The following is a 25386-nucleotide window of genomic DNA, read 5'->3' as shown; positions in this document are numbered from 1 at the left end:
TCGATGCAACACACTATAAATTGCGTAAGCGCAAGGAGTGTTGCTCATGAAACAACGACCTCGAATCTATTACACAGCTATCCAGAAGGATTTAATGTGCCTTTTTATAGATATTGCTCCGTAGGTTTTGTATAATTCCATTCTAAGAAAATGGTTTTCAACCTCCCCCCCCCCGCACGACAAGCGGAGCACCCCATCATCGCGTGCTCAAGTCAGCGTGGCCTGTTGCGGTAGATCAAGATGAGTCTATCTATCTTGAATAAGGTTCTCACAAGAGCTAAACCTGTTTTATTTGATAGTTGGGCGCCTTTTGTTGTCTTAACACTGGCGCTGACCGCCTTCGTTACTTTTTGGGGTTGGATTTCTTACGATGAGCAGACCAGAACTGCGCAAAATCAAGTTAAAAATATCACTCATCTTTTATGCGATCAACTCAATCACCCGCTTTACGAGATTTCACATTCTTTTGATTTTATTGTTGCTCAAATCAAGCCAGAGGCTATGGTGGCAGAGTCAAAGAGTCGTTATCAAAATGAGATTACTACGCTGCTTGAAGAGCAGGTCAAATTAATTTCGTTGCCCGTAGTAACTCGCATCTTCGATGCTAAAGGTGATCTGATCTATAGCGCAGTGCCTAATGAAGCTAGTATTAATGTCTCTCATCGGGAATACTTCACCTATCTTCGCCACCACCCTGGCGAAACTTATTTTTCTCCGACTGCTCTTATTGGTAATCTTAGTGGCGCCCATGTGATACCCATTGCAAGAGCCATTCGGTCTAGCAGCGGCGCCTTTATAGGAGTTGTTCTAACAACAATCCCCATTAATTCATTGAAACATGTATTTCAACACATTGGAGTAGGCTCCGGCGGAACTATCCTATTCAGAGCCATAGTCAACGGTTCGTTGATTTATCGCTATCCTGATAACGGCGAGCAAATTAATCATCAATTGCCCAATACCCCGATGGAAAAGATGATTGCCAGTGGTATTAAAGAGGGTGAAACAACGTATACCCCCTTGTCAGACGGCGTTAAACGCTTGTATGGCTATAAAGTGCTAGACACTCCATTTCCCTACTTTATTGCAGTAGGTCTTGCCCAGAGCGATTACCTGGCAAGCTGGCGCAAGGGTATGATCTTCACGATCTTTGGTGCATTTGTTTTGAATGCCCTTGTTGGATTCTATTTCTTTCGGCAGCGACGGGCATATAAAAGCTTAGTGGTAAGCTCAGAGATGCTTCGGTCAAACGAAGATAAATTGCGTGGTTTGTTTGAATTAAGTCCGATTGGTATCGCCAGAACAGACATGAGTGGACGCTTTGTAGAATTTAATGAAGCTTTTCGTGCCATTACAGGCTTCAACAACGAAGAGTTGCTAAGCCTTGGTTACTGGCAACTCACTCCTAAAAAATATGAGGCATCGGAAGCGCTTCAATTAAAATCCATTGAAGAAACAGGGCGCTTTGGTCCATATGAGAAGACCTACATTAATAAGAATGGAGTTGAAGTTCCCGTTCAACTGTCTGGCATGCTCATCAAGGGCGCTGATGAAGAAAATTATATTTGGTCGATCATCGAAGACATTACACTACGAAAACAGAATCGCTCTCGACTTGATCTTCTAGCTACCTGTATGGCTCACACCAATGACGTGGTTGTGATCACTGAGGCTGAACCCGTCGACTTGCCTGGACCGCGCATTATCTATGTGAATGATGCTTTTGTGAGGATGACCGGCTATGCGGTAGAAGAGGCAATCGGCAACAGTCCACGCATGCTGCAAGGGCCGAAGTCCGATCGCGTTGTCCTGGATCGGATACGCGATGCGTTATTGCACTGGCAACCCGTGCGCGCGGAGTTAATCAATTACACCAAGGATGGCCATGAATTTATAGTGGAGCTTGACATCTCCCCGATTGCCGATGCAGATGGTTGGTACACCCATTGGATCGCGATCCAGCGTGATATCACCGAGCGCAAGTTAGCTGAAAGGGTACTTTTGGATGCCAAGAATTCACTAGAACAATCTCAAGAGCGTTTAACCCTGGCCACTACTGCGGGTGGAGTGGGTATTTGGGAGTGGGACATCGTCAATGATATCTTGGTCTGGGATGCGCAAATGTATAGGCTTTATGGCATTGGTGGAGATCAATTTAGCGGTGCCTATGCAGCTTGGCAAGCAGGCGTGCATCCAGATGATCGGGAGCGGACAGATTTAGAGATCCAAAATGTACTCGCTGGCCATAAAGAATATGACGTTAAATATAGAGTGGTGTGGCCTGATGGCAGTATTCATTACATTCATGCATTGGGTTACGTGGAGCGAGATGGTAGTGACAAGCCTATTAGGATGAGTGGCACCAATTGGGATATTACTGAGCAAAAATTGTTGGAACAAAGGGCAGAAGAACTAGCCTTTTTCGATCCTTTAACGTCCTTGCCAAACAGGCGTTTATTTGCTGACCGCCTGCAAAGAGCGATCATACTGAGCGAGCGCAGTAAGCAATACTGCGCACTACTTGCGATTGATATAGATAATTTCAAAAATATCAATGATCTGCATGGGCACGATGGAGGCGACCTAGTCTTGCAAGCTACCGCTCAACACCTTCTAAATAAGGTGCGCTCTGGAGATACGGTTGCGCGTATGGGTGGCGATGAGTTTATGATTTTGCTGGAAGACTTGGGCTCTAATCCTTTGCAGGCAAGTTCAGTAGTCAAAACGGTTGCTGAAAAGATTTTAGCCAAGTTTAATGCGTTCGATACATTGACTTCGTCTATTCCAATGCGCTCCCTCAGTATTGGTATCACTACATTCATGGGACAGTCTATAGATTCGGTGGCAATAATCAAGCAATCTGATATAGCGCTTTATCAAGCGAAGGAATCGGGTCGCAATTGCATCAAATTTTATGATGAGCAGATGCAGGCAGTAATTAATGAGAGATTCTCTATGGAGAATGCATTGCATCAGGCTATCAAAAATGACTGGTTTATATTGCATTATCAGCCTCAAATGGATAGCAATCAGCGGATTGAGTCTGCTGAAGTTCTTTTGCGCCTTGATCATCCCCAGCATGGTCTGATGAATCCAGGGGAATTTATTGGTCTAGCTGAATCAACGGGTCTGATTTTACCAATCGGCCAGTGGGTATTTAATGCCACATGTCAGCAATTGGCTGCATGGGCAACCCAAGACAGTATGGCGCACCTTGCGTTATCTGTAAATATTAGTATTAAGCAGTTTCAGCAAGCGAATTTTGTAAGCCAGATGATCGACACTGTAGTGAGAACTGGAGCCAATCCCAAATTAATTACCTTGGAATTAACGGAATCCTTGTTTTTAGATGGTATGGCAGATGCTAAACAAAAGATGCAGGCCTTAAAAGATTATGGCTTTAATTTTTCCCTAGATGATTTTGGGACTGGTTATTCCTCCTTATCCTACCTAAAGAGCCTGCCATTTGACGAGCTAAAGATTGACCAAGCATTTATTGCAGAAACACCTGGAAATCAGGTCAACAATGATATTGTCCGTACCATTATCTTGATGGGACAAACACTAGGGCTAAAAGTAGTTGCTGAAGGTGTTGAATCTAAAGATCAGCTTGAGTATTTGAAGGCTTTAGGATGTCACCATTATCAAGGATATTTATTTTTTCATCCTATGCCCTTAGATGATTTTATGGCATCAATAACGCATTAAGCCTCAGTTTAAGTAAGGCCTGTTAATCCCACACAATACGATTTGGAGTAACAAAGTGTTAGATGGTTGCTCCAAACATCCTGTGGTTTAGAAAACCAAAGTCCGAGAGACTGCTGCTTTTAGATCCACGAATTTGCTTGCACATCGACACTGACCGACCGTAGATCCAATGTTTATAATGACCTATCATGGGCTTCTGCTCTCATAATCCTTTGGTCCGAGGCTCAAGTCCTGGTGGGCACACCAATGAAATCAACGACTTAGGAAGAAATTCCTAAGCCATTTTTCTATTTGTGTCACTAAGTGTGTAAGTAATATTCGCGCATTTTCCATAGCAACCCCAATAGATATATAAGTCTACCGTGGGAGCAATGAACTGCTTGTAGATTGTGGTGTACACAAGAGGTGACTTTTACTTCATGAGCTTGAGGCTTCTTGCGCCGCGCCCAGTTAAGGCCGAAGTTTTTCTGTAGTGTTCAAAGAGCAATTTCTTTGCTAAATCAATATCACCACTAATGGCCGCCTCAAATATTCCTACATGTTCTGCGTGATGGTCGCGTTCCCCAAAGTTTTTGCTGGCGGCAACCTGTCTATAGCGATAACTTTCAGTTCCAAGTGTTTCGCTAAATTCTTTAATCCATCTAGATGGCGCGTTTTCTAGCAATGTTTGATGAAACTCCTTGTGAAGTAATTCCCATTCTGGATTAGCGCTATGTTGATTGGCTTCAGATGATCTTGGTTTCTTTGAGAGTTTATGAATTAGTAGAACCAATTTGTCTTCCCACTCTTCAGTGCGATGAGTAATTGACTCCTCAAGAGCCCTCCCTTCAATAAAGCACCTTGTCTCAGTTAGCGTATTGAGCTCTTCCCATCGTAGGGGTGCAACATTAAAACCTCGTTGATCACTTCTTGAAACTAGACCTTCCGCTGAAAGTCTATTTAATGCCTCACGCAACGGACTTGCTCCGGTTTCATAAAAGCTTGATAACTCTTCAATTTTGAGCTTTTGATCGGCGGTGAAGCGACCCTGCAAGATATCAGCCTTGAGTCGGTCATAGACCGCGCTGGCACGGGTTATTCCTTGTACAGCGTTGATATAGGCAGTCTTTTTTGTTGGGGTTATCACGAAGTTGGAGACCTAAAAAATATCGATAATTCTATGATAATATAAAAATATCGATATTAATAGGGGGCAGAAATCATGGCCGAGAAGCTTATTTCAATCTATTCCAGCTTAGCTTTAAGGGATGCGGATCAAATAATCGCTCATGCTTTAACGCTTAGGGGGGCTAATGGATTGCTGCCTTTAGCAATTGTGGTTTTAGATTCTGGTGGGAATGTAGTTGCATTTAAGCGGGAGGATGGTTGCGGCATTTTGAGACATGACATTGCCATTGGTAAGGCTTGGGCTTCATTGGGTATGGGTATGGCCACTCGGCAAATTCGAGATAGATTGGCAAATCGACCGACGTTTCAAGCGGCACTCTCAGCGGCATCGGATGGAAGATTTATTCCAACGCCCGGGGGTGTATTAATAGTGAATAAGCAGGGCATTGCAATTGGTGCTGTTGGTATTAGTGGGGATGCATCAGATAAAGATGAGTTTTGTGCTATCGAGGCAATTAAATTAGCAGGCTTTGTGCCTGAGCCGCCGGCAGCTGCCGATAACTGGAATGAAAATCAACTGTGAGGTTCAATGATGAAACTATTTAAATTCACCTTATTAATTTTGACTTTGTGCGCTGGATTTATTTCAGCCCATGCTCAACAGTCAAGCGGTTATCCCTTTAAACCCATCAGATTGGTCGTTCCTTTTCCTGCGGGCGGCCCGACGGATCAATTTGCTCGGCAGTATGCGCAGGTCTTATCGAATCAACTGGGTAAGCCTGTAGTTGTTGATAACAAAAGTGGGGCTAGTGGCGCCATTGGAAGTATAGAGGTGAAAAATAGTGCACCAGATGGATATACCTTGTTATTTGGTACAGCATCAACTCATGTCCTATACAACCTCATTAACGCTAAGCCTCAGTATGATTCCATTAAGGACTTTACACAAATTGCAGTAGTGGGTGATGCGCCGATTGTATTTGCTGTTAGCCCAGCGACTAAAGGAGGCTTTAAAGAGCTGGTTGACTATGCGCGCATCAATCCAGGAAAACTGCAGTATGGATCAGCTGGAGAGGGAACTTATTTACATATTGTTGGTGAAAGATTGAAGTATGAATTAGGTGGTTTGGATATTCAGCACATTCCATTTAGAGGTAGCGCTCAATCTATTCCCGCCTTGATAGGCAACCAAGTAAATATGACGGTCGATACACTGGGCTCATTAATCAATCAACATCGTGCCGGAAAGCTAAGGATTGTTGCTATAGCCGCCTCCAAAAGATCTCCCTTGATTCCTGATGTGCCAACTGTTAACGAAGTCACGGGTTTAAAAGATTTCCAAGCCGCTTTGTGGAATATTGTCTCGGCTCCCCAGGGTTTATCACCAGACATTACAAATACTTTAATTTTGGCGACAACTAAGGCCTTAAAAAATCCTGAATTACTCGAGAAATTAAATTCAATATCGATTCAACCAATTAGCAATATCACTGGCGTTGCAGCAACCTCATTTATTGCCAAGGAGCTTGTTAGCTTGAGGCCAGTTGTTCAATCTGCAGGGCTTAAGAAAGAGTAATTTAGGAAGATGCTATGAGACTGTTTAGTTATCACAACCCAAGCAATAAAAAAAGTATTGGAGCCCTATGCACAAAAGACTCAAATGAATTTGTTGATTTGTGTGCAACAGATTTCAGCATTCCAGCAGACCTAGGTAGTTTGATTGCAATGGATCCTGAATTCGTGATGGCCGAGAGGGCGCTTTCAAATCCTAATGCGGTCATTGGGAATCTCGCTGATATCCAGTTTGATATTTTGATTCATCGACCTGGAAAGATTATTTGTATGGGGCTGAATTATGCTGATCATGCAAAGGAGGGTGGTAATGCGAGACCTGAGTACCCAAGCTTTTTTATGCGCGGACCTAGTTCACTTGCTGCGCATCAAGCCCCCCTTATTAGGCCGAAGGTTTCAGATAAATTAGATTACGAAGCAGAGTTGGCATTTATTATTGGTAAGAGAGCGCGTAATTTAAACACAGAAAATGCGCTGGATTGTGTAGCTGGCTATAGTATTTTTAATGACGGTAGCTTGCGAGACTATCAGCGCAAGACGGCTCAATGGACTATTGGTAAAAACTTTGATCAGACTGGTGGATTTGGCCCGTGGTTGGTAACACCAGATGAGTTGCCCAAAGGTGCGCATGGTCTTCAAATTCAATCTCGCCTCAATGGGTCGGTTATGCAAAATGCCAACACCAAAGATTTTTTATGGGATGTTGCAGAGACTATTGTCTTGATTACTGAGTGCATGACGTTGGAGCCTGGCGATGTAGTAATTACTGGAACACCCGCGGGAGTGGGTTATGCAAGAACACCCCCAGTATTTATGAAGCCTGGAGATACCTGTGAAATTGAAATCGAGGGTATTGGCATCTTAAGAAACTCAATACAAGATCAGGTTTGATGATAATGAATCAGATCTTTTGTTTTATCGCTTGTATGGTGATGGGCTTAGCTCATGTAAATGCACAAACCTTTCCTTCTGGATCAGTTAAGTTGGTAGTTCTTTAATTCCTGGATTGGGGGGCTGAAACAGCAGCTAGAACCATTGCCAAATATTTGAATAAGGTCTGCAGCAACCAGTGGTAGTTGAAAACAAGCCTAGTGCTGGTGTCTTAATAGGTACGGCAGCAGTTGTTAATGCAGAGGCAAATGGGCAAACATTACTCTTTCAATCGGTTACCTTTGCGACTAACCCTGCGACTTATAAGAAGTTACATTACGAATTCAGTAAGCCTCCTATAAATGTGAGTTATTTGGGCGATACACCATATGCTTTAGTTACATCGCCAGATGGCCCATATAAATCAATTAAAGATATTGTGTCTGCAGCTAGGGCAAAGCCTGGTGAGATTCTGTTTGCCTCATTGGGGGTCGGTAGTTCTACCCAGCTTTATCTTCTGCTTTAAATCCCCATTTCAGTAAAGACCTCTTTCGCACATCTAAAGCTATCAATGGCGGCGGGTACTCCACAGTAAATTGCGGCTTGCAAAAATACTTCCTGAATATCTTCTTTACTTAGGCCGTTGTTAATCGCGCCTCTCACATGAAGCTTGAGCTCATGAGGGCGATTTAAGGCGGTGATCATGGATAAGTTAATGATGCTTCTCGTTCTACGGTCCAGGCCAGGGCGATTCCAAATTTCATTCCAGCAATACTCAGTAACCAATTCCTGCATCGGCAAGTTGAATGCATCGGCATTCTTGATGGAGTTGTCTACATATTCTGCCCCCAGTACTTCGCGGCGAGTCTTCAGTCCTTTTTCAAATGCTTCTTTATTCATCTTAGTCTCCTGTATTGGCGCCTTGTTTAGTGGATTCCATATATTGCCACTATTCAGGTGTCCCTGTTTAGCCTAGAATGATTTCATGAACATGACACTCTCTTTGCGCCTTGCCGCCATATCTTTCACTCTTGCAATACTGGGCGCCTGTACCGTTGATAAGCTTGAGGCAAGACTGCAAGCTGACCCTCAATGTAAGTCGGTCATGAATGCCAAAACAGGGGCTTTGATGCCATGTCCTGGAACTGATAAAGAATTCTATAAATCCTTGCCTGCCTTAAGTGCCGCTTCACCTAGGGTGACTCAGGCCGCGGAGCCGCAGGCCTCTGTAGTCACTGCAACATCTAGGCCAAAAGCCGCTAGCGCACTAGTTGAGTGCAAGCCACAGCTGCATCAAAAGTCAGGTAGCTTAATGCCTTGTCCCGCACCATAGATCTGGAATAAATTGAAGTTTGCAATGAAGCGTATGATCTAATAAAACTAGCTCTAGGGCTAATGCCATCAATCACTTACTGGATCAAAAAAATGAATAAATTAGGCGCTTTAGTTGCAGCAATCTCTGTAGCTACTTTATTGGCTGCATGTAGCAATACTCCTAAGTTGGCAAGTCAGCCAATGCCAAAGTCTGGATTTTTACCGAATTATTCAGTACTAGTCCCGATGTCTACATCTGAAGCGGATACTCGCATTTGGAGATATCGCAAGGCTGGGGTAAATCGAGGCACCTATACCGCAGTGATTTTGGATCCGATTTATTTAAATCAGAATGCTACCAAGGCAATCTCTCCAGAGGCGATAAGTCAAGCGCAGATCGCATTACAGGATTCAATGGTGAGCGCGGTGAACAGTCGCGGAAATATTAAGATCGTAAATCAGCCTGGCCCTGGCGTAGCACGCATCTCAGTTGGCATTACTGGTGCAGAGAGTTCCACAGATAGTTTGCAGCCATGGAATTTCACACCGATTGGTTTGGCAATGAATGCTGCTGCTTATGCAGGTGGCGTGAATTCTAAAACTCCAGCCATGTTAGTGGAAAGCAAAATTACAGACAGCCAATCGAAAGAAGTGATCGGCGAAGGCTTGGTTACTATTCAGGGTGAATCTTTCCGAACTGGTGGCGGTTCAGTTGAATCCTTTGTAGCGATGGCTAAGAAGGTGGTTAAGGTAGCATTGGAAACCTCTGCAGACCCTAGAGCCACTTCAGCCACTACAGCTAAATAAGAAGCCTGATGCGATCACTTATTAGAAACTTGGGTCTTATTGGCGCCACATCACTTGTACTTGTAGTAAGTCCCGCAAGTGCTGATGACGCTTCTCGTAATAAAGAAATTCAAGAGCGTTTTGCTAAATGCGATGTTAACCATGATGGCAAGCTGAGTCTGGATGAGGCAAAAGGTTGTATGCCTCGCATCTATGATCATTTCTCTAGGATTGATCAGCAAAATAAAGGCTATGTTACTGTTGCTGAAATCGAGGCAATGGCCGCTAGATAATATGTTGGTCAAATTGAAGAGCCTCTATTGAGGCTCTTTTTTATTGGGGTAGATGATGACGTACGTAATTGAAGGCTTTCAAGATTCCACCATTACCGTACCCTCGGCAGATGGTCCGATTGATATTTCTTGCCAGACTGCAGGCTCTGGTCCGACTTTGCTATTGCTACATGGATTTCCTCAAACTAAAGCCATTTGGCGTCATGTCGCCCCTCAGTTAGCAAAGCGATTTTCTGTTGTTGTGACAGATCTCCGTGGCTATGGTGCATCATCAAAACCAGCGGGTGCTCCGGATCATTCGACGTATTCAAAAAGATCTATGGCTGCAGATCAGCATGCTGTGATGCAAGCACTTGGGCATAAACAGTTTTCTGTATTGGGTCATGATCGCGGTGGGCGAGTATCACATCGTCTGGCAATGGATTTTCCTGAAAGTGTTGAGCGTCTGATGGTGCTCGATATTTCACCAACACTCACCATGTATGAGAACACCACAATGGACTTTGCCAGAGGATATTGGCACTGGTTTTTCTTAATTCAGACTTACCCGATTCCCGAAACATTGATTGGCGCCAATCCAGAGTTCTGGCTTAGAAACCATATGGGTCGACATGCGGGCATCGGCATTTTTGACTCCTTACCCTGGGCTGAATATCTTGCCGGTGCTAGTAACCCAGAATCCATGCACGCTATGTGTGAAGACTATCGTGCTTCAGCCTCAATTGACATAATTCATGACCGAGCCGATCGAGATGCCGGCAAAAAATTGCAAATGCCGTTTCGGGTCCTGTGGGGAGAGCGTGGCCTCGTGGCTAAGTGCTTTTCACCAATTGAGGACTGGAAGAGAGTGGCTGAAGATGTCTCCGGAAGGGCAGTGCCTTGCGGCCACTATATTCCTGAGGAGCTGCCTCAGGAGTTGCTTGCTGAGGCCGAATTATTCTTTGTTTAATTAATCTATTTGGATAGTTTTGGCAGTTTTTTAGAAGCTGCTGGCCAGCTTAAAATAATCTGAGGATCTATTTTCAAAATCTTTTTATCTTTGTGTGGGTAATCAACCCGGGATAATAAATCGGCAATCATGTTCAGGTGGGCCAGTTTTTTATCATTTGCACTCACTACGGTCCATGGCGCCAGCGCTGAACTGGTGTGCTTGAGCATTTTGTCTCTAGCCTCAGAGTAGGCATTCCACATCTTCTGTGCTTTTTGATCGATCGGGCTAATCTTCCATTGCTTTAATGGATCTTTCTCACGATCTTTCAGTCTTTTAGCTTGCTCTTCTTTAGAGATATCTAGGTAGTACTTTACTATTTGAATATTGGATCTTATGAGCAGGGATTCGAAATCATTTACCGTTGCCATGAACAATTTGTATTGATCATCAGTGCAAAAGCCCATTACTTTTTCTACGCCAGCACGGTTGTACCAGCTTCGATTAAAGAGAACAGTTTCACCAGCCGAGGGGAGCTGTGCAACGTATCTCTGAAAGTACCATTCATGCTCTTCAAGCGAGGAGGGGGCGGCTAGCGCAACTACTTTCGTATCTCTAGGACTTAAATTTTCAGTAATACTTTTAATGCTTCCATCTTTTCCTGCGGCGTCACGTCCCTCCAAGATCACTAAGAGGCGTTTACCTTTTTGAATAATGTGATGTTGGAGTTTGACTAACTCGATTTGAAGTAATCGTAGGTCTGCCTCGTAAGTATTTTCAGAAATGAGTGATTTACTCACGGGCAGCCTTTGCGGGGAGTTTTACTATTACGCTGTTGTTGCTGGAGTGGTTTTTTTCACAACAACCTTTTTGGCCACCACCTTTTTAGCTGGAGCCTTTTTCGCAACAACCTTCTTTGCTGGAGCTTTCTTGGCGACTACTTTCTTTGCGGCAACTTTCTTTGTAGCCACCTTTTTAGCTGGAGTCTTTTTCTCGAGCTTGTCTAATGCCTTTGCCAGCTTATCGATCAACTTCTCTCTATCGGCTTCCAACTTGTCTAATTTTTTCAATAATTGCTTTACTAATTTTTTTTGACTCATGATGTATTCCTTTGAAGAGAGTGCTATTTGTTAAAACTTAATAAAAAGGCTGAAGCCTACCTGTCGATCCTACGTTTTATTCAGATGAGTTTCAAGCGATTGTGACAGTCGGGAACATATTTAATTTGATGCTACATTGAGTTGGTATGTTGAAGACTTTATTTTCCCTCCCGCGAACCGTGTGGCTCATCGGTCTCATTAGTTTTGTGAATGATGCGGCAAGTGAGATGCTTTATCCTTTGATGCCGCTGTATCTTGCTACTGTTTTAATGGCTGGTCCAAAGGCTCTGGGGCTGATTGAGGGGATTGCTGAGGCTAGCTCCAGTATCTTTAAATTGGTTTCCGGTGTGATTGTAGATCGCACCAAAAAGACCAAGCCTTGGATTGTGATTGGCTATCTTTTGGCGGCGATTGGTAGACCCCTCATTGCAGTTGCAAACTCTTGGACATGGGTTTTATGCATTCGCTTTACTGATCGCCTTGGCAGGGGATTGAGGAGTTCACCGCGGGATGCGCTTTTGGCTGAGAGTGTCGCACCCAATCAGAGAGGCATGACTTTCGGTCTGCATCGCTCTATGGATAATGCGGGCGCAGTTTTTGGGCCCTTGATGGCTGCTTATCTTTTATCAATACATGTTCCACTAAGGGATATCTTTCTATGGGCGATAGTGCCCGGCATTCTTGCGGTCAGTTTGGCTCTTTTCCTCAAAGAGCCTCCTCGTGAGCGACTGGTGGTGCCAGCATTCTCATGGTCTCTTGAGGGACTGCCATCGAATTTCAAGCGCTACATTTTGGTAGCTGGAATTTTTGCCCTAGCAAATTCATCTGATATGTTCCTGTTACTGAGGGCTAGGGAACTCGGTGTTTCTCAGGAGCAGATTCCTCTGCTGTGGGCCGCCATCTCATTAATTACTACGGTTTTCGGAACACCGCTATCAGCACTCTCAGATCGATTTAGTCGCAAACATTTCATTTTGATTGCTTGGTGTGCTTTTGCCTTTTTCTATATCGCCATGAGCTTTTCTGAAATCTCTTTATGGATGCTCTGTGGACTATTCGGGATATATGGATTATTTAAGGCCGCAACTGAAGGCGTGGAAAAGGCTTTAGTAGCAGACTTAGCTCCGAGTGGTATGGCAGGAACAGCTTTTGGCTGGTTTAACCTGGTTTCAGGTTTGATGTTGTTGCCCGCGTCCCTGATATTTGGCTGGCTTTATGAGTCTTTTAATCCTAGTTATGCATTTCTATTCTCAGGCTCATGTGCTGCCTTAGCTTTTCTATTGCTAGCCTTTTGGGTTTTCAGATCCCCAGAAACACAAAACCCCAAATAAAAACCTCATCTGGGGTGATTGGGTGCTTAAGGACTTAGCAGAGTTACTCCGGGTGGAAGTTATTGCTAGCCATAAAGCTAATGGTGCGTTCAAAGCCCAAAATGCGGATATAGCGCCAAGCGATATCGCGGTATTTGCTATCTAAATAGCCAACGGCGACTTCAGGCGTCCTTTTAGACAAGTCGATCTGTTCAATTGCACGGGCCCAACGTTTGAGTCTTGTTGACATATTTGTCACCTCCATGAAGATACAACGCATGGAAATGTGACTGAGATGACAGGAATAGGTAATTTTTTTAAAGAAGTTAGCAAAAACCTGCCAAATTAGCCTCTTTTTGCCCTTTAGCCCTCTATTCCCGCAGCAGCACACTCTTTTTTAGCTGCCTTAGCCCGGGCTTTAATGGGTTTGAGGTACATCAGTAAGCAAACAAAGGCGAGGGTGCCAACAGCTGTTTCCAGGGCGGCCATCCAGAAATTAGTCCCAGTTTCCAGAATTCGGACCAATCCTTCGGTGATGTATAGCAGGACGAGCATGGAGGCCCATTGCATGGTGTAGACATTGCCCTTCCAGAGACCAGGAATGGCAAACAGCAGGGGGATGGCCTTCAGGATTAGCCAAGAGCCACCAGGCCGGAGTGGGGAGATAAACCATTCCCAAGCAACGCACAGAATGAACAGGTCAACAAAAGCTGCAGTAGCAATCAGTTGGTATGGATTTTTGGAGAGCCAGCTTTTGAACATAAATGACCCTTAAATGAGTTTGAGTGCTGTGAGCGCTAAACGTTTGCCCTGGGAAATTGCTAGGCGCTGTTCTTCGGCACTAATCGGCGCTCTGCCATCAGCATGGGCAAGGTGAGTTACTCCATAAGGACTGCCACCAGTTGAGGTGCTCATCAAATCTGGCTCACTATACGGAATGCCCATGATCATCATGCCGTGATGCAGCAGGGGAATCATCATGGTGAGGAGGGTGCTTTCTTGACCGCCATGCAAGCTGCCGGTGCTGGTAAAGACGCAGGCTGGCTTGCCAACTAGTGCGCCATTCATCCACTCTGAGGAGCTGCCATCCCAAAAGTACTTGATGGGGGCGGCCATATTGCCAAAGCGAGTAGGGGATCCTAGGGCTAGACCAATACATTCTTTGAGGTCTGCATATTCAACATAGGGGGCACCATCCGATGGGACGGCTGCTTCTGTAGATTCGCATACGGTGGAGACGGCTGGAACAGTGCGTAGTCGGGCATTCGCTCCTGGAACACTTTCAATACCCTCCGCAATCAGGCGAGCCAAGTCACGGGTGGCTCCGTAGCGCGAATAGTACAAAACTAAAATGTCAGATTGACTCATATTGATCTCTTATCTCTTATGATATGGGCGATGCGCCTCATTCAGAATCCTCAATTATGGCTCTCTCTTGGAAAGGAGACTTGGGAGCGCAATCGTGGCCATAATCTCAAGCAGGTAGCGGCCAGTTTGGCTTTTACAACTACGCTGTCCTTGATTCCGATGCTGACGGTAGCCTCCATTCTGATTGGCTATCTTCCAAGCGTTGTGAGGATTAAGTATGCTTTTCAGTCCTGGCTGCTCGATACCTACATGCCTGGTGGATTAAACCAACAAGTATTTAATTATCTCGATCAATTTTCAGCTCAAGCCAAAGGTCTTACCTTGATTGGTTTGCTTGGCTTAGTTATTACAACAATCATGACGCTAGCAGTGATTGAGAACGCATTTAATCAGATCTTTCGCGTGACTCAAAGTCGACCTGTTTTGAAGAAGGTAGCAATCTACTCCGCAGCGACCTTGTTGGGGCCAATCTTATTGGGTGTTGGAACCTATTTGAGTGGTCTTTTGTTTAGCGCAGCAGAAGGGTGGACCGACGCTTTAAGTTTTGGTCTGGGCTTATTTGCAACCGTGGTTCCTGTATTGCTGGCGATGTCGGTATTCTCAGTGGCCTATAAGATTCTCCCTTATGCCCATATTCAGTGGCGCGATGCTTTGAGTGGAGCTTTTTTTGCTGCACTCACTTTCGAATTAATGAAGTTTGGTTTTGGTCTATTTTTAACCAATGTCGCCTTTTATAAAACTGTCTATGGTGCTTTTGCCATCGTCCCATTGGCACTAATTTGGATTTACCTAACCTGGTGGATTACCTTGGCTGGTGCTATCTTGGTTGCGGATCTCCCGAGCATTCGAAGTGGGCTCGTAAGGGTTATTCGTTACTGAAATAGTTTTCCTGACCCTTGATTCCTTAGGGGCTTAAGAATATATTGTTTACATAAGAACTCATTGCTGGAGGCTGTATGAAAGTTAGTGACATATTGCGCGTAAAGGGCAGCACACTATTTACAGTGGCACCAGATACCGCTCTGCAAACTGCAGTCTTAGTCATGAGTGAGCATGATATTGGCTCATTAGTCGTGATGGAGTACGACAAGTTAGTCGGTATCTTGACTTTCCGCGAGGTGATTGCCGCATTGGCTAAGCATCATGGACAGCTAGATGACCTCAAGGTGCAAAGTGTGATGAACTCCAAACCACTGACATGCACTATGGAAACCGAGATTGATGAAGTGCGTCGCATGATGCTGGTTGAGCATGCTCGCTACTTGCCGGTGATTGATCAAAAGATGCTGATGGGTGTGATTTCTTTCTACGACGTGGCTAAATCCGTTGTTGAGGCTCAAGACTTCGAAAATACCATGCTCAAGGCGTATATTCGCGACTGGCCAGAAGAGGCCGAAAAAGCTGCTCCCTAGCCCGGCCTAGCCTAAGCTCCCTGAGCAATGACATAATGTCAATATGTCAGGAAATACTTTAGGTCTTCTCTTTACCGTCACCACTTTTGGTGAATCCCATGGTCCCGCAATTGGCGCTGTTGTGGATGGCTGCCCTCCAGGCATGTCATTGTGCGAAGCAGACTTGCAGATTGACCTAGATCGTCGCAAGCCTGGCACCTCCCGCTATGTGACTCAACGTCAAGAGGCCGACAAGGTGGAGATCCTCTCCGGCGTATACGAAGGCAAAACTACCGGAGCACCTATTGGTTTGTTAATTCGGAATACGGATCAACGCAGCCAAGATTATGGCAATATCCTACAAACATTTAGGCCTGGTCACGCTGATTATGCTTACCACTACAAATATGGTTTACGCGATCCTCGCGGTGGCGGGCGATCTTCAGCTCGATTGACTGCGCCTGTAGTGGCCGCAGCAGCGATTGCCAAAAAGTGGCTCAAAGAACAATACGGCACTGAGTTTTATGGCTACATGAGCCAGCTTGGTGAAATTGAAATTCCATTCAAAGATGCGGCGATGATTGAGAGCAATCCTTTCTTTGCTGCAAATGCCGATATCGTTCCTCAGTTAGAGGCTTATATGGACTCACTGCGTAAAGCGGGGGATTCCTGTGGGGCGAAGATTGAAGTGCGGGCGCGTAATGTTCCAATTGGATTGGGCGAACCATTATTTGATAAGTTGGATGCGGATATTGCGCATGCCATGATGGGTATCAATGCCGTTAAAGGCGTTGAGATCGGCTCAGGCTTTAAGTCAGTCACGCAACGCGGAAGCGAGCATGGTGATGAGCTTTATCCAGATGGTTTTGCTAGCAATAATGCTGGCGGCACTTTGGGCGGCATCAGCAGCGGTCAAGATTTGCGCGTATCGATTGCCATTAAACCCACTTCTAGCATCCTCAGTCCAAAAGAATCCATTGATTTAGATGGCAAGCCTATTACCGTGCAAACCAAAGGTCGTCATGATCCTTGCGTTGGTATTCGGGCCACACCGATTGCAGAAGCTATGCTAGCTTTGGTATTGATCGATCACGCTTTGCGCCATCGCGCTCAGTGCGGCGATGTAAAGCATACCGTTCCGCCGATAGCGGCTGCACGACCTGGTTCAGCAACCGATTAAATAAAGCTCAAAAAAGCAAATGACACCTTCAGTGCGTTGGGCCTTCGGGTCCTTTTTCTTTTTATATTTCGCTTATGTTGGCTTGGTATCTCCATATGCCAGCCTCTTTTTTCTGGATCGTGGTTTTAGTGTTATCGAGATCGCAGTCTTGATGTCCATGTTACAAATTACCCGCATAGTGGGCCCATTCTCTTGGGGTTGGTTATCTGATTATCTCTCCGATCGTATTGGGATCATTCGTTTTTGTGCGTGCCTTGCAGCGGTGACTTTCTTAAGCATCTTTTTTCTCCACAGCTACATAGCATTTTTCATCTGGATGTTTGTACTCCACACCATCCTCAGTAGCCTGATGCCATTGGGTGAGTCCGCGACGGTGCACGCTTTATTTAAAGACAATTCTTTTGATAAACGTTATGGCCGTTTACGTTTATGGGGATCGATTGGTTTTATCGTGATGGTCTTATTTGCTGGTGAGTTGTTTCAGCGTAAAGGCATTGAGCTTTATCCGATTGTGGGCGCGGTAGTCCTCAGCTTCTTGGCTTTAGTAACCTTTCGCTTGCATGAGCCCAAGATGGAGCGTCGTAAGATGGTCAAGGGGGAACTCCTCATCGTTTTATTTAATCCAGATGTGCGTTGGTTCTTGCTATCAGGATTTTTTATGATCTTTGCGCACGCCGCTTTGTACGTATTCTTTTCACTGTACCTGGCCGATTTAGGCTACGACAAATTTCAGATTGGTTTGTTCTGGGCGTTAGGCGTTGCTGCTGAAGTGATCTTCTTTTATTTTCAGAGCAAAGTGCTCAGTCGTTTAGATGCTGAGGTGGTTTTGCAAATCGCTTTTGGTATTGGTGTATTTCGCTTTATCTTGATTGCATTTTTCCCTGTAACTTGGGTTCTGATTCTGGCGCAGCTGATGCATGCGGCAACTTTTGGTGCACACCACAGTGCGGCGACTAAGTTATTGCAACGCTGGTTTACTGGCCCATTGCAAGCGCGAGGGCAGGCATTGATGGCAACGGTGTCCTATGGCTTGGGTGGTACGCTGGGCGGTTTGGTTGCTGGCTGGTTATGGGATGCAACGCAGCCGCGCAATGTATTTGTGATGTCAGCTTTAGCTTGTGGTCTAGCGGGTATGGCGATTGGGAAAATGCGTCCTCGCCACAGCCCAGCTAGATAAATGCAGTGATCTGAGTAAACCTTTTACATCGATCCGTAGTTCGGGCCACCGCCACCTTCAGGGGTAATCCAAATAATGTTTTGACTTGGATCTTTGATATCGCAAGTTTTGCAATGCACACAGTTTTGCGAATTGATTTGCAACTGTGGTTTCCCCTCTTTTTCTACATACTCATACACGCCAGCAGGGCAATAGCGTTGTTCTGGTCCTGCGTAAGTTTTGAGATTCAGGTTAACCGGTACCGATGCATCTTTTAAGGTCAGATGAATCGGTTGGTTCTCAGCATGATTTGTATTGGAGATAAATACGGATGAGAGGCGATCAAAAGTAATCTTGCCATCTGGCTTTGGATAATCAATTGGCTGATGCTGTGCTGCTGGCTCTAGGCATTCATGATCTGCATGCTTTAAATGAATTGTCCACGGCATATTGCCGCCCAAGAGCTTTTGCTCAATGCCAACCATGAGAGTGCCGAGGTAGAGCCCCTTAGACATCCAAGGCTTAAAGTTACGCGCTTGATTGAGCTCGGTATGTAGCCAGCTATTTTTAAATGCGCTTGGATAGGCAGCCAAGACATCGGCAGAACGATTGTCAGCAAGTGCTGCAACGGCTGCTTGTGCAGCAAGCATGCCAGTCTTAATGGCAGCATGACTTCCTTTGATGCGTGATGCATTGAGGAAGCCGGCATCACAACCAATTAAAGCGCCACCAGGAAATACAGTTTTAGGCAAGCTATTGAGGCCGCCCGCAGTGAGTGCGCGTGCACCATAGGCTAAGCGCTTACCACCTTCAAAAGTCTCACGAATTTTCGGATGCAACTTATAGCGTTGGAATTCTTCAAAAGGTGAGAGGTACGGATTCTTGTAAGAAAGGCCCACGACTAAACCTACTGCAACTTTGTTATCACCCAAGTGATATAAGAATGAGCCGCCATAGGTATCGCTCTCTAATGGCCAGCCTGCGGTATGAACCACTAGGCCAGGCTTGCTCTTAGAAGGCTCCACCTCCCATAATTCTTTGATGCCAATGCCGTAACTTTGGGGGTCAGCATCTTTGTCTAATGCAAACTTCGCAATCAGTTGTTTGCCTAAATGTCCGCGTGAACCCTCGGCAAAGAGGGTGTACTTAGCGCGCAATTCCATGCCCAGTTGAAATTGATCGGTAGGTTGACCTTCTTTATCCAATCCCATGGCGCCAGTAATGGCGCCACAAACTGCGCCTTGCTTGTCGTAGAGAATTTCTGCTGCAGGAAAGCCTGGAAAAATTTCAACACCCAAATTTTCCGCCTGCTGACCAAGCCAACGAGTCACATTAGCAAGACTGACGATGTAGTTGCCTTCATTCTTAAAGCAGTGGGGCAGCATCCAGTTTGGAACCTGCAATGCATTTTCTTTGGTCAGAAATAAAAATTGATCTTGGGTGACTTCGGTATCTAGTGGAGCGCCTAACTCTCTCCAGTTAGGAAAGAGTTCAGTAAGGGCCTTGGGATCCATGACGGCCCCGGACAGAATATGTGCGCCGATCTCAGAGCCTTTTTCAAGAACACAGACGCTAATTTCTTTACCCGATTCATTGGCCAATTGCTTTGCTTTAATGGCTGCGGATAATCCAGCCGGGCCACCTCCCACGATAACTAGGTCATAGTCCATGGATTCTCTGGGTCCAAACTGTTCGAGCAATTCCTGGGCAGTCATTTCATTTCTCCGACATTACTTAAAAATAGGGTGCTTAAGGGATTTTCAGCATTTTGAGTATTTCTGCTGTTTCTGTAGCCTTAAATCACGCCTATAGTTTAGTTCTAAGCTAGAAAAACCAGGTTGGTGCCTATTGCTAATGGGCTTAAGGGTTTAAGGCGTTATTATTACTTTTTTACCCTTTTTGGCAATATTAGGACGAATTTATGAATAAAACTTACCCATCGGCTGTTGATGCCCTGCGGGATATTTTGAAGGATGGCCAGAAGCTCGCTGTTGGCGGTTTTGGCTTGTGCGGTATTCCTGAGGCGCTGATTCAGGCGGTCAAGGATCTTGGCGCGCAAAATCTGACTGCAATTGCCAATAACGCCGGGGTAGATGGCTTTGGTTTGGGTTTGCTGTTGAACTCAAGGCAAGTGAAGAAGATGGTCGCATCCTATGTGGGTGAGAACAAAGAATTTGAGCGTCAATTTTTGGCGGGTGAACTGGAGCTGGAATTTACTCCGCAAGGAACCTTGGCAGAAAAGTTACGCGCAGGTGGTTGCGGTATTCCTGCCTTCTATACCAAAACTGGTGTGGGCACTTTGGTTGCTGAAGGCAAAGAGGAAAAAGAATTTGATGGCGAGCGATACATCATGGAGCGCGCAATCGTTTCAGACATCTCGCTTGTAAAAGCTTGGAAGGCTGATAAATCCGGTAATTTGGTTTATCGCTACACCGCACGTAATTTCAATCCAGTGGTTGCCATGGCTGGCAAGATTACGGTTGCTGAGGTGGAAGAGATCGTTGAGAACGGTGAATTAGATCCTGATCAAATTCATACGCCAGGCATCTATGTACATCGCTTGGTGCTCAACACGACGCCTGAGAAGCGTATTGAGCAACGCACCTTATCAGCGGCTTAAGAGAAATTCGTTAAACACACTTACAGAATAGTTATTTAGGAAGATCGATATGCCTTGGAATAGAGATGAAATGGCGGCACGTGCTGCTAAAGAGCTAAAAGATGGCTACTACGTCAATTTAGGTATTGGTATGCCAACTTTGGTGGCTAATCACGTTCCCGAAGGAATGGAAGTATGGCTCCAGTCGGAGAATGGTTTATTGGGTATTGGCCCATTCCCAACCGAAAAAACGATTGATGCCGATTTGATTAATGCAGGTAAACAAACTGTCACCACTTTGCCTGGTTCATCCATCTTTTCTTCTGCGGATTCGTTTGGAATGATTCGCGGTGGAAAAATCAATATTGCGATTTTGGGTGCAATGCAGGTGAGCGAGTATGGTGATTTAGCCAACTGGATGATTCCAGGCAAGATGGTGAAGGGTATGGGCGGCGCCATGGATTTGGTTGCAGGCGTAAAGCATGTGGTTGTTCTAATGGAGCATGTTGCCAAGAAGAAAGATGGCACAGAAGAAATCAAGATCTTGCCCAAGTGCACCTTGCCATTAACTGGTGTGGGCGTTATTAGCCGCATTATTACCGACCTTTGCGTGCTCGACATCACTCCTAAGGGTTTGAAGTTGGTTGAGTTGGCTCCAGGTGTAACGAAGGAAGAAGTGCTATCCAAGACCGGTGCCCCTGTAGATACAACGGGTTTCTAACCTTTTTCATCGGATGGTGAAATAATGGGGTCAATGACCCCATTTCTATTTCTAGAGGCTCTTTTATGAGCGTTGCAGACCATTCACTTCACGCGCACAAGCAGGGTGATGCTAAGCATTCCCACGCCAAAGAAGCCTCTAATCAGAATCTATTGCTAATCGCTTTAGTACTCACTCTCGGTTTTTCTGGGGTTGAGGGAGCGGCAGCGTATTTTGCCAATTCACTGGCGTTGATATCGGATGCAGGTCACATGGTGACTGATGCAGCTGCGCTCGGATTGGCTTTATTAGCCCAAATTATTTCTCGACGTCCACCATCACCAAAGCATTCTTTTGGGTTTGGTCGTGCAGAGGCCTTAGCCGCCTTTGTAAATAGTATTGCGATGCTAGCCTTAGTGGCGTGGATTATGGTGGAGGCGGTAAGCCGGTTTTATGATCCACACCAGGTGGATGGCTTGACGGTCACGGTTGTTGCTGCGATTGGCTTGCTAATGAATGTTGTCGTGGCATGGGTGCTTTCACGTGACAAGAAAAGCGTTAATACTCGCGCCGCCTTGGTGCACGTCATGGGCGACTTGCTGGGGTCCATAGCCGCCTTAATTGCCGGTATCGTTATTCAGCTAACTGGTTGGATGCCGATCGATGCAATTCTTTCTATTCTGGTTTCGCTGCTGATTTTGAAGTCCACCATTTCTATTTTGCGCGAGTCATATCACTTCTTGATGGAAGGTGTGCCGTTACACATTGATTATTTACAGGTCGGCAGTGATCTTAAAAAAGTTCCTGGTGTATTGGCGGTACACGATTTGCATGTTTGGGAAATGACGCCTAGTTTTCCTGCTTTAATTGGCCATATTGAAATCGAGCGCATGAATGAGTGGCCAGAAATCATGGCCCGCATTAACGAGATGCTATTGAATAAACATGGCATTGATCACGTTACCCTGCAGCCTGAAGTTGCGGGTATGGTGGATGAGCATACCCATGACGAGCTTCTCAATGATGAGATAAAGAAATCCAATGTGATTCATCAGGGCGACACTTTTTTCGTTGCTTGTACTAGCCCTGATGGTCCTCATCGCATGGCCTATCACGCCTGGGGAAATCCTCATAATCCAAATGTATTAGTTTGCGTTCATGGCTTGACTCGCAGAGGCAGTGATTTCAAAACCCTTGCGCAGGCGATGAGTAATGATTACTACGTCGTCTGTCCCGACGTGGTCGGTCGCGGAGATTCTGATCGATTAAAGAACCCCATGCTCTATGCCGTCCCTCAATATGTGGCCGACATGGCAAGCTTGATTAAGCACTTAGGTGTCTCGCAGGTAGATTGGTTTGGAACCTCCATGGGCGGCCTGATTGGCATGGTCTATGCCTCTATGCCCAAGAATCCAATTCGTCGTATGTTGATCAATGATGTCGGTCCGCGGATTGAGCCTGAAGCGATCAAGCGCTTAGGCTCTTATGTTGGTCAGCCTTTTAGCTTTAGTAATCGTGCAGATGCTCTGCAGCGCTTAAATGAGATCTGTGCATCGTTTGGTAGCCATACGCCAGAAGAGTGGGAGATTTATAACGGACCCATGCTGGTACAAAAGGCTGGCCTTTGGGTAATGCACTATGACCCAGATATCTCTGTGCCGTTTGCATCAGTCAATCCTATTATGGCAAAGGCTGGAGAGATGGCGATGTGGCATGCCTTCAAACAAATTCATGTTCCGATGTTGATCGTGCGTGGCGGTGAATCAGATCTGCTTTCCGCTAAAACGGTAGCTGAGATGTGCAAGGTCAACCCTTATATTCGGAGTATTGAAATTCCGGGCGTAGGCCATGCGCCAGCTTTTGTGAAGTCAGAGCAAGTTGCTTTAGCAAAAGAATTCTTTAGCTAAGGATCTCAGTCGCTCATGTCAAATGCTAATCATGCATCTGAGAACATCAAAATTGTTGATGGTTGGTATGGTGAGCCTTCTGAAAATCATGCTGCTGGCGTATTCAATATCCTGAAGTTACTTCACCTGGATGAAGCAACGCTAACCGCTGCAAACAATATTGCACGCACCCATGGCAAAGAATCACTGACCAAGCTCATTGGCGACGAGTCAGCTCGGCTTCTGATTGGTTACCGAGGTCTGAGACAGGCTCAAGCTAAGCTCGTACGTAATGATGGTGGTCTGAGCATATCTGGTCAGGAAGAAATGCTCAGAAAAATGTTGCTCGCTTTTGGTGATGACTTGCGCGTAGTCCTGATTTATCTTGCTTCTCGTTTGCAAACCTTGCGCTGGATTACCCAAGAAAAAATGGAGATGCCAAAAGCTTGGGCGCAGGAAATTTTGAATATTGACGCCTCTCTCGCAAATCGCCTCGGTATCTGGCAGATGAAATGGGAGATGGAAGACTTAGCATTTCGGGTTTTGTCTCCCGAGACCTACCGAGATATTGCCAAAATGTTGGATGGCAAGCGTATTGAGCGCGAATCTTTTATTGAGCAGATTGTCAGAAAACTCAAGCAAGAATTAACTGCAGCGCATATTCAAGGTGAGGTTCAGGGTCGCCCAAAACACATCTATAGTATTTGGAAAAAGATGCAGGGTAAGTCACTTGACTTTGCAAATCTGTATGACGTTAGAGCATTTAGGGTTTTGGTGGATGACGTTAAATCTTGTTATGCCATCTTAGGCATAGTGCATAACGTTTGGCAGCCTGTGCCGCGTGAATTCGATGACTACATCGCACGACCAAAACCCAACGGCTATCAGTCTTTGCATACCGTAGTGATGGATGAGCATGGAACTGCATTTGAGATTCAGGTGCGCACCAATGAAATGCATCAACAGGCTGAGTACGGATTGGCTGCACATTGGCGCTATAAGGAGGGTGCCTATGTTGGCGCTGCTACTCCGCCAAGAAATAAATCCGCACCTAATGCCCAGAGCACCTCAAACCCAAGCCATCAAACTGGCACGCATAGTGCAGCAGTTGCCTATGAGCGTCAGATTGCGTGGGCAAGGCAGCTTATCTCCTGGAAAGAAGATGCTTGGGAGCAACTTAAGCATCATGAGATTGATGATCATATTTATGTTCTCACTCCATTAGGAAAAGTGATTTCCCTGGAAAAGGGCTCATCACCAATCGATTTTGCATATGCTGTGCATACCGATCTAGGACATCGCTGTCGCGGTGCCCGAGTTGATGGTGCCATGGTTCCACTAGATACGCCATTGCAGAATGGCCAGACCATTGAAATCATTGCTGTGAAGCACGGCGGCCCTTCACGAGATTGGATCAGTCCTAGCCGTAACTACCTGCGCTCGCAGCGTGCACGCACGCGAGTGAGAGCTTGGTTTAATGCGTTGGACGATGAAGAGGCTGGAAGCAAGTCTGGAGATGTCAAAATAGAGCAAAAGCCAGAAGCCAAGCAGGCCGCACCAGCTCCAGAAATTATTTTGAAGCAAAGTACCCGTAAGCAGGGTCAAGCGGGTGATGTTTTGGTAGTCGGAGTGGATTCATTGTTGACCCAGTTGGCTCGGTGCTGCAGGCCTGTACCACCCGATGCCATTGCGGGTTTTGTGACTCAGGGTCGTGGCATATCTATTCACCGCCGATCTTGTAAAACCTTTAGGGGTCTATTGGACCGAGCGCCTGAGCGGGTGATTCAGACTGCCTGGAATGAGTCTGGTATCGAAGCAGCGATTGGAAATGACGCCAAGCGGGTCTTTCCTGCTGATTTGGCCGTAACCGGTCTAGACCGTCCTGAGCTGATGCGCGAGTTATTTGAAATCCTCACAAGACAGGGTGTACATGTGATTGATTTGCGTAAATCTGCCAAACGCGGCCTTGCTCAAATACTATTGACCGTGGAAATTAAAGACTCAGAAGCCTTACGTTTGGTTCAAAACAGTCTTGAAGAGGTCAAAGGGGTGACCCAAGTGCGCCGCCGGTGATAAACTCTATGGCTATATAGGCTCGTAGCTCAGCTGGTTAGAGCA

The 25386-nt window shown here is 45.7% G+C and carries 26 protein-coding genes; 18 read left to right on the top strand and 8 right to left on the bottom strand.

Features of this window, described 5'->3' with window-relative positions:
- Nucleotides 1-240 precede the first annotated feature (240 nt).
- Nucleotides 241-3708: an EAL domain-containing protein gene (locus B7Y67_RS02460; RefSeq protein WP_293597183.1), complete on the top strand. Its 3468-nt coding sequence runs from the start codon at nucleotides 241-243 to the stop codon at nucleotides 3706-3708.
- 412 nt (nucleotides 3709-4120) lie between these two features.
- Here the strand turns inward: B7Y67_RS02460 and B7Y67_RS02455 are convergent, their stop codons facing one another.
- A complete protein-coding gene (locus tag B7Y67_RS02455; protein WP_293597182.1) occupies nucleotides 4121-4834 on the bottom strand; it encodes a GntR family transcriptional regulator in 714 nt (237 codons plus the stop codon).
- 75 nt (nucleotides 4835-4909) lie between these two features.
- Between B7Y67_RS02455 and B7Y67_RS02450 the strand changes: the two genes are divergently transcribed.
- From B7Y67_RS02450 to B7Y67_RS02435, 4 genes are all read left to right on the top strand, one after another.
- A complete protein-coding gene (locus B7Y67_RS02450) occupies nucleotides 4910-5398 on the top strand; it encodes a heme-binding protein (protein ID WP_293597181.1) in 489 nt (162 codons plus the stop codon).
- A 9-nt stretch (nucleotides 5399-5407) separates the two neighbouring features.
- The gene (locus tag B7Y67_RS02445) at nucleotides 5408-6391 is read left to right on the top strand and encodes a tripartite tricarboxylate transporter substrate binding protein (protein ID WP_293597180.1); all 984 of its coding nucleotides are present in this window, start codon (nucleotides 5408-5410) and stop codon (nucleotides 6389-6391) included.
- A gap of 14 nt (nucleotides 6392-6405) precedes the next feature.
- The gene (locus B7Y67_RS02440) at nucleotides 6406-7278 is read left to right on the top strand and encodes a fumarylacetoacetate hydrolase family protein (RefSeq protein WP_293597179.1); all 873 of its coding nucleotides are present in this window, start codon (nucleotides 6406-6408) and stop codon (nucleotides 7276-7278) included.
- Nucleotides 7279-7456: 178 nt separating this feature from the next.
- Nucleotides 7457-7783, top strand: coding sequence for a tripartite tricarboxylate transporter substrate-binding protein (locus tag B7Y67_RS02435; RefSeq protein ID WP_293597178.1), 327 nt, complete (start codon nucleotides 7457-7459; stop codon nucleotides 7781-7783).
- On the opposite strand, the gene B7Y67_RS02430 is transcribed toward B7Y67_RS02435, so the two are convergent.
- Nucleotides 7780-8157 carry a carboxymuconolactone decarboxylase family protein gene (locus tag B7Y67_RS02430; RefSeq protein ID WP_293597177.1) on the bottom strand — a complete coding sequence of 126 codons (378 nt, stop codon included), beginning with the start codon at nucleotides 8155-8157 and terminating at the stop codon, nucleotides 7780-7782. The two genes, B7Y67_RS02435 and B7Y67_RS02430, sit on opposite strands and share 4 nt — an antisense overlap.
- Before the next feature lie 85 nt (nucleotides 8158-8242).
- On the opposite strand from B7Y67_RS02430, the gene B7Y67_RS02425 reads away from it, so the two are divergent.
- The 4 genes from B7Y67_RS02425 to B7Y67_RS02410 all read left to right on the top strand — a co-directional run bounded on the left by B7Y67_RS02425 (nucleotide 8243) and on the right by B7Y67_RS02410 (nucleotide 10599).
- Nucleotides 8243-8590 carry a hypothetical protein gene (locus B7Y67_RS02425; RefSeq protein ID WP_293597176.1) on the top strand — a complete coding sequence of 116 codons (348 nt, stop codon included), beginning with the start codon at nucleotides 8243-8245 and terminating at the stop codon, nucleotides 8588-8590.
- 92 nt (nucleotides 8591-8682) lie between these two features.
- Nucleotides 8683-9378: a DUF3313 domain-containing protein gene (locus B7Y67_RS02420; RefSeq protein ID WP_293597175.1), complete on the top strand. Its 696-nt coding sequence runs from the start codon at nucleotides 8683-8685 to the stop codon at nucleotides 9376-9378.
- An 8-nt stretch (nucleotides 9379-9386) separates the two neighbouring features.
- Entirely contained in the window at nucleotides 9387-9650 is a 264-nt protein-coding gene (locus tag B7Y67_RS02415) for an EF-hand domain-containing protein (protein ID WP_293597174.1), read from the top strand.
- A gap of 55 nt (nucleotides 9651-9705) precedes the next feature.
- Nucleotides 9706-10599, top strand: coding sequence for an alpha/beta hydrolase (locus B7Y67_RS02410; RefSeq protein WP_293597173.1), 894 nt, complete (start codon nucleotides 9706-9708; stop codon nucleotides 10597-10599).
- A gap of 5 nt (nucleotides 10600-10604) precedes the next feature.
- Here the strand turns inward: B7Y67_RS02410 and ppk2 are convergent, their stop codons facing one another.
- Nucleotides 10605-11378, bottom strand: coding sequence for a polyphosphate kinase 2 (gene ppk2, locus B7Y67_RS02405; protein ID WP_363926654.1), 774 nt, complete (start codon nucleotides 11376-11378; stop codon nucleotides 10605-10607).
- 27 nt (nucleotides 11379-11405) lie between these two features.
- Nucleotides 11406-11678, bottom strand: a complete 273-nt coding sequence (locus tag B7Y67_RS02400) for a serine/threonine protein kinase (protein ID WP_293597172.1) — start codon at nucleotides 11676-11678, stop codon at nucleotides 11406-11408.
- 146 nt (nucleotides 11679-11824) lie between these two features.
- On the opposite strand from B7Y67_RS02400, the gene B7Y67_RS02395 reads away from it, so the two are divergent.
- Nucleotides 11825-13009, top strand: a complete 1185-nt coding sequence (locus B7Y67_RS02395) for an MFS transporter (protein WP_293597171.1) — start codon at nucleotides 11825-11827, stop codon at nucleotides 13007-13009.
- Between the two features lie 43 nt (nucleotides 13010-13052).
- Here B7Y67_RS02395 and B7Y67_RS02390 read toward each other — a convergent pair whose 3' ends face one another.
- The 3 genes from B7Y67_RS02390 to wrbA all read right to left on the bottom strand — a co-directional run bounded on the left by B7Y67_RS02390 (nucleotide 13053) and on the right by wrbA (nucleotide 14356).
- Nucleotides 13053-13238, bottom strand: coding sequence for a hypothetical protein (locus B7Y67_RS02390; RefSeq protein WP_293597170.1), 186 nt, complete (start codon nucleotides 13236-13238; stop codon nucleotides 13053-13055).
- A gap of 113 nt (nucleotides 13239-13351) precedes the next feature.
- Nucleotides 13352-13750: a DUF2069 domain-containing protein gene (locus tag B7Y67_RS02385; RefSeq protein WP_293597169.1), complete on the bottom strand. Its 399-nt coding sequence runs from the start codon at nucleotides 13748-13750 to the stop codon at nucleotides 13352-13354.
- A gap of 9 nt (nucleotides 13751-13759) precedes the next feature.
- Nucleotides 13760-14356 carry an NAD(P)H:quinone oxidoreductase gene (wrbA, locus tag B7Y67_RS02380; protein ID WP_293597168.1) on the bottom strand — a complete coding sequence of 199 codons (597 nt, stop codon included), beginning with the start codon at nucleotides 14354-14356 and terminating at the stop codon, nucleotides 13760-13762.
- A gap of 18 nt (nucleotides 14357-14374) precedes the next feature.
- Between wrbA and B7Y67_RS02375 the strand changes: the two genes are divergently transcribed.
- The 4 genes from B7Y67_RS02375 to B7Y67_RS02360 all read left to right on the top strand — a co-directional run bounded on the left by B7Y67_RS02375 (nucleotide 14375) and on the right by B7Y67_RS02360 (nucleotide 18104).
- Complete coding sequence (locus tag B7Y67_RS02375) at nucleotides 14375-15235, top strand: YihY family inner membrane protein (protein WP_293597167.1); 861 nt, start codon at nucleotides 14375-14377, stop codon at nucleotides 15233-15235.
- A gap of 77 nt (nucleotides 15236-15312) precedes the next feature.
- Nucleotides 15313-15768 (top strand): CBS domain-containing protein, encoded by a 456-nt coding sequence (locus B7Y67_RS02370; protein ID WP_293597166.1) that lies wholly within the window; start codon nucleotides 15313-15315, stop codon nucleotides 15766-15768.
- Nucleotides 15769-15811: 43 nt separating this feature from the next.
- The gene (aroC, locus tag B7Y67_RS02365) at nucleotides 15812-16927 is read left to right on the top strand and encodes a chorismate synthase (RefSeq protein WP_293597165.1); all 1116 of its coding nucleotides are present in this window, start codon (nucleotides 15812-15814) and stop codon (nucleotides 16925-16927) included.
- A gap of 19 nt (nucleotides 16928-16946) precedes the next feature.
- Nucleotides 16947-18104 carry an MFS transporter gene (locus tag B7Y67_RS02360; protein WP_293597164.1) on the top strand — a complete coding sequence of 386 codons (1158 nt, stop codon included), beginning with the start codon at nucleotides 16947-16949 and terminating at the stop codon, nucleotides 18102-18104.
- 23 nt (nucleotides 18105-18127) lie between these two features.
- Here B7Y67_RS02360 and B7Y67_RS02355 read toward each other — a convergent pair whose 3' ends face one another.
- Nucleotides 18128-19798 carry an electron transfer flavoprotein-ubiquinone oxidoreductase gene (locus tag B7Y67_RS02355; protein WP_293597163.1) on the bottom strand — a complete coding sequence of 557 codons (1671 nt, stop codon included), beginning with the start codon at nucleotides 19796-19798 and terminating at the stop codon, nucleotides 18128-18130.
- 206 nt (nucleotides 19799-20004) lie between these two features.
- Between B7Y67_RS02355 and B7Y67_RS02350 the strand changes: the two genes are divergently transcribed.
- The 4 genes from B7Y67_RS02350 (at nucleotide 20005) to B7Y67_RS02330 (ending at nucleotide 25341) form a co-directional block, all read left to right on the top strand.
- Nucleotides 20005-20703, top strand: a complete 699-nt coding sequence (locus B7Y67_RS02350; RefSeq protein ID WP_015421005.1) for a CoA transferase subunit A — start codon at nucleotides 20005-20007, stop codon at nucleotides 20701-20703.
- A 49-nt stretch (nucleotides 20704-20752) separates the two neighbouring features.
- Entirely contained in the window at nucleotides 20753-21403 is a 651-nt protein-coding gene (locus B7Y67_RS02345) for a CoA transferase subunit B (protein WP_293597162.1), read from the top strand.
- 65 nt (nucleotides 21404-21468) lie between these two features.
- A complete protein-coding gene (locus tag B7Y67_RS19470; protein WP_363926652.1) occupies nucleotides 21469-23289 on the top strand; it encodes an alpha/beta fold hydrolase in 1821 nt (606 codons plus the stop codon).
- Nucleotides 23290-23304: 15 nt separating this feature from the next.
- A complete protein-coding gene (locus B7Y67_RS02330; protein WP_293597161.1) occupies nucleotides 23305-25341 on the top strand; it encodes an HD domain-containing protein in 2037 nt (678 codons plus the stop codon).
- Nucleotides 25342-25386 lie beyond the last annotated feature (45 nt).

The organism is Polynucleobacter sp. 35-46-11, from assembly GCF_002281105.1.
The sequence above is the reverse complement of the archived record's forward strand: the minus strand, read 5'-3'. Positions and strand labels throughout refer to the sequence as shown.

Bases quoted from the DNA above. Each gene is read 5' to 3' on its own strand.
- B7Y67_RS02460 (WP_293597183.1), top strand. From the start codon at position 241: ATGAGTCTATCTATCTTGAATAAGGTTCTCACAAGAGCTAAACCTGTT.
- B7Y67_RS02450 (WP_293597181.1), top strand. From the start codon at position 4,910: ATGGCCGAGAAGCTTATTTCAATCTATTCCAGCTTAGCTTTAAGGGAT.
- B7Y67_RS02445 (WP_293597180.1), top strand. From the start codon at position 5,408: ATGAAACTATTTAAATTCACCTTATTAATTTTGACTTTGTGCGCTGGA.
- B7Y67_RS02440 (WP_293597179.1), top strand. From the start codon at position 6,406: ATGAGACTGTTTAGTTATCACAACCCAAGCAATAAAAAAAGTATTGGA.
- B7Y67_RS02430 (WP_293597177.1), bottom strand. From the start codon at position 8,157: ATGAATAAAGAAGCATTTGAAAAAGGACTGAAGACTCGCCGCGAAGTA.
- B7Y67_RS02425 (WP_293597176.1), top strand. From the start codon at position 8,243: ATGAACATGACACTCTCTTTGCGCCTTGCCGCCATATCTTTCACTCTT.
- B7Y67_RS02420 (WP_293597175.1), top strand. From the start codon at position 8,683: ATGAATAAATTAGGCGCTTTAGTTGCAGCAATCTCTGTAGCTACTTTA.
- B7Y67_RS02415 (WP_293597174.1), top strand. From the start codon at position 9,387: ATGCGATCACTTATTAGAAACTTGGGTCTTATTGGCGCCACATCACTT.
- B7Y67_RS02410 (WP_293597173.1), top strand. From the start codon at position 9,706: ATGACGTACGTAATTGAAGGCTTTCAAGATTCCACCATTACCGTACCC.
- B7Y67_RS02400 (WP_293597172.1), bottom strand. From the start codon at position 11,678: ATGAGTCAAAAAAAATTAGTAAAGCAATTATTGAAAAAATTAGACAAG.
- B7Y67_RS02395 (WP_293597171.1), top strand. From the start codon at position 11,825: ATGTTGAAGACTTTATTTTCCCTCCCGCGAACCGTGTGGCTCATCGGT.
- B7Y67_RS02390 (WP_293597170.1), bottom strand. From the start codon at position 13,238: ATGTCAACAAGACTCAAACGTTGGGCCCGTGCAATTGAACAGATCGAC.
- B7Y67_RS02385 (WP_293597169.1), bottom strand. From the start codon at position 13,750: ATGTTCAAAAGCTGGCTCTCCAAAAATCCATACCAACTGATTGCTACT.
- wrbA (WP_293597168.1), bottom strand. From the start codon at position 14,356: ATGAGTCAATCTGACATTTTAGTTTTGTACTATTCGCGCTACGGAGCC.
- B7Y67_RS02375 (WP_293597167.1), top strand. From the start codon at position 14,375: ATGATATGGGCGATGCGCCTCATTCAGAATCCTCAATTATGGCTCTCT.
- B7Y67_RS02370 (WP_293597166.1), top strand. From the start codon at position 15,313: ATGAAAGTTAGTGACATATTGCGCGTAAAGGGCAGCACACTATTTACA.
- aroC (WP_293597165.1), top strand. From the start codon at position 15,812: ATGTCAGGAAATACTTTAGGTCTTCTCTTTACCGTCACCACTTTTGGT.
- B7Y67_RS02360 (WP_293597164.1), top strand. From the start codon at position 16,947: ATGACACCTTCAGTGCGTTGGGCCTTCGGGTCCTTTTTCTTTTTATAT.
- B7Y67_RS02355 (WP_293597163.1), bottom strand. From the start codon at position 19,798: ATGACTGCCCAGGAATTGCTCGAACAGTTTGGACCCAGAGAATCCATG.
- B7Y67_RS02350 (WP_015421005.1), top strand. From the start codon at position 20,005: ATGAATAAAACTTACCCATCGGCTGTTGATGCCCTGCGGGATATTTTG.
- B7Y67_RS02345 (WP_293597162.1), top strand. From the start codon at position 20,753: ATGCCTTGGAATAGAGATGAAATGGCGGCACGTGCTGCTAAAGAGCTA.
- B7Y67_RS19470 (WP_363926652.1), top strand. From the start codon at position 21,469: ATGAGCGTTGCAGACCATTCACTTCACGCGCACAAGCAGGGTGATGCT.
- B7Y67_RS02330 (WP_293597161.1), top strand. From the start codon at position 23,305: ATGTCAAATGCTAATCATGCATCTGAGAACATCAAAATTGTTGATGGT.